The sequence below is a fragment of the Enterobacter cloacae complex sp. SHL022 genome (genome assembly GCF_049237785.1).
GTDB lineage: Bacteria > Pseudomonadota > Gammaproteobacteria > Enterobacterales > Enterobacteriaceae > Enterobacter > Enterobacter hormaechei_C.
The window spans coordinates 1-2547 of sequence record NZ_JBMKJH010000024.1; the positions used below are offsets into that span (position 1 = coordinate 1).

Annotated in this window: 1 protein-coding gene; it reads right to left on the reverse strand. The window is 62.1% G+C overall.

The genetic code is table 11. The annotated features are described in order from the left end of the window. A partial coding sequence (gene tssH, locus ACOTZD_RS22825; RefSeq protein WP_174402507.1) for a type VI secretion system ATPase TssH occupies positions 1–2438 on the reverse strand: 2438 nt, incomplete at its 3' end. Positions 2439–2547: the final 109 nt, after the last annotated feature.

A 2547-nucleotide genomic window follows, 5' to 3' on the forward strand; every position in this document is an offset into this window, starting at 1 on the left:
TACAGGTTCTCATTAATGTGCGTGGTCAGGCCGTAATGACGATGCAGACGTTTACTGACCTGCGCCAGCTTCATTTCCACGATGGTGCGCATCGCTGCCTGCGCCAGCGGACGGTAAATCACCGTCTGGAAGCGCGCCAGCAGCGCGGGCTGGAAGTGGTCCCGCAGGACAGGACGCAGCAGTTCATGCAGATCCGGCTCTGTCGCCTCCGGCTGCTCCTCCAGCATCTGCATGATGAGGTCGCTGCCGAGGTTGGAGGTCATCAGAATCACCGTGTTACGGAAGTCAATTTCCCGCCCCTCGCCGTCGCGCATGAAGCCCCGGTCAAACACCTGATAGAACAGGTTCATCACGTCCCGGTGCGCCTTTTCCACTTCATCCAGCAGCACCACGCTGTACGGGCGCTTACGGACGGCTTCGGTCAGAATGCCGCCCTGGCCGTAACCCACGTAGCCCGGAGGTGAGCCCTTGAGCTGCGAGACGGTGTGTGGCTCCTGGTATTCCGAAAGGTTGATGGTGATAAGGGACTTCTCGCCGCCGAACAGTTCATCGGCCAGCGCCAGGGCGGTTTCGGTCTTGCCGGTGCCGCTCGGCCCCACAAGCAGGAACACGCCCTGCGGGCCGTTCTCCGGCGCCAGACCGGTTTTGCTGGCGCGCAGGCGCTGCGCAATGGCATTCAGTGCACTGTCCTGACCGACAACGCGTTTCGCCAGACTGTGCTCAAGGCTCAGCAGTTCCGTCTGCTCGTCCTTCATCAGGGAAGAGAGCGGTACGCCCGTCCAGTCGGCGATAACGGTGGCGACGGTACGCGCGTCCACATCCAGCCCCAGCAGCGGGGTATTCTGCTGCACGGCAGTAAGCTGCATCTGAAGGTCCGCAATCTCTCCCTGGCGGGAGATATCCGTGCGGCAGGCAAGCAGTTCCTGCGTCAGCGCCAGCTCCTGGCCGTACCGGGTTTCCCGTTCGTCGAGCTGCAAAATGATGGCGACCTCTTCCTCTCCGATGGCGGCCAGACGTTCGCCGTGGGCGGTATTACCCACCGCGATATCCTCCAGCAGCGCCTGTTTCTCCATAGCCAGGGCCGTGAGCTGCGCCTTCATGCGGGTCAGCGGCTCCGGAATAGTGTCGAGGCTCATACGGATACGGGCAGAGGCGGTATCCAGCAAATCCACCGCCTTGTCCGGAAGCTGGCGTCCGGTCAGATAGCGTCTGGAGAGCGTGACGGCGGCTTTAACCGCTTCATCGGTAATATGCACGCCATGGTGCTCCGCGTAGCGTGACTTGAGTCCGCGCAGCATCAGGCAGGCGGTGTCGTCGTCCGGTTCATCAACTTTAACCATCTGGAAACGACGCTCCAGCGCGGCGTCGCGCTCAAAGTACTGTTTGTACTCGCTCCAGGTGGTGGCGGCGATGGTTCTGAGCTCACCCCGGGCGAGCGCCGGTTTCAGCAGGTTGGCCGCATCGGCGCCGCCCGCCTGGTTGCCCGCGCCGATAATGGTGTGCGCCTCGTCAATAAAGAGCAGAACCGGCAGGGGTGACTGCTGCACCGCGTCGATGATGTTTTTCAGGCGCTGCTCGAATTCCCCCTTCACACCCGCCCCGGCCTGTAACAGGCCGAGGTCAAGGGTGCGCACCGAGACCGGCTTCAGCGCGTCCGGCACATTGCCCTCATGAATGCGCAGCGCCAGTCCTTCCACGAGCGCGGTCTTGCCGACTCCCGGTTCGCCGACCAGAATCGGGTTGTTCTTGCGCCGCCGGGAAAGAATGTCCACCATCTGGCGGATTTCATTGTCGCGGCCACAGACCGGGTCGATTCTGCCCTCACGGGCGCGGGCGGTGACGTCGAGGGTGAACCTGTCCAGCGCATTCTGCAACGCCGGGTTCAGCTCTCCTTTTATATCCGCATTCACCGGACGGCCGACAAACTCCACCTCATCCCCCTGCGTAAGCTCCGCTTCCTGCTGCACCTCCGGGCGTTCATCCGACTGCGCATCCAGAAGTCCACGCAGGCGCTCAAGCTGGCTCTGCGCCAGCGTCAGCAGCGGCCACAGGCCGTCGCAGCGCAGCAGTTTCGGTTTTTCCACCAGAGCCATCAGGAGGTGAATGCTGCGGATATGTTCTTCCCCCGCCAGCGAGGCGTGCAGCCAGGCGTCCTGCATCAGTGCCTGCACGCCCTCCGAAAGCTGCGGACGGCTGCGCACTGACCGTGGCAGGCTGTCCAGAAAACCCAGCATATCCTGCCATATCGTATCCATATCCCATTCGTAGCGCCGCGCCAGCACCGTCAGGTCGCCCTCACCCTGCTCCAGCAGTTTCAGCAGCCAGTGCTCAGGCAGTATTTCCGCATGGGCGCGGGTCTGGCACAGGGAAGCGGCCCCTTCCATCGCGCGGGCACAGTAAGGATTAAGACGGCGTAACAGGATGGCTGGATTTTCCATGAGACTCTCTCTTTATCAGTTCCGGACACGCTACCGCCCGTCGCTGTTCCCTGTTATTCAGGAACCCAAAGCGCATCAGGTCGGGCAGGCAGATTGTGTTTTTCTTTGC